Origin of the sequence: Nostoc sp. CCY0012 (assembly GCF_963920855.1) — a bacterium.
Classification (GTDB): Bacteria; Cyanobacteriota; Cyanobacteriia; order Cyanobacteriales; family Nostocaceae; genus Cyanocohniella.
In genome coordinates this window covers 1-266 of sequence record NZ_CAWUDM010000269.1, presented here as the reverse complement: position 1 = coordinate 266, position 266 = coordinate 1, and the positions used below count along the sequence as shown (strand labels likewise).

At 46.6% G+C, this 266-nt stretch carries 1 protein-coding gene; it reads left to right on the top strand.

The window, feature by feature from the left end; genetic code table 11:
- A partial coding sequence (locus tag ACM0OS_RS29095) for a hypothetical protein (protein WP_414546638.1) occupies window positions 1–266 on the top strand: 266 nt, incomplete at both ends.

Genomic DNA, 266 nt, shown 5'->3' with positions numbered 1-266 from the left:
GTGCGATCGCTGCTTATTCTGCTGCACTGGAAGTTTATACCCGCAGCGCCTTTCCTGAAAAATGGGCAGGGACGCAAAATAATCTGGGGAATGCTTACGGTGAAAGAATATTAGGAGAACGAGCCGAGAATATTGAAAGTGCGATCGCTGCTTTTACCTATGCTCTGGAAGTTTATACCCGCAGCGCCTTTCCTATAGATTGGGCTGCAACGCAAAATAATTTGGGAAATGCTTACCGTGACAGAATATTAGGAGAACGAGCCGAG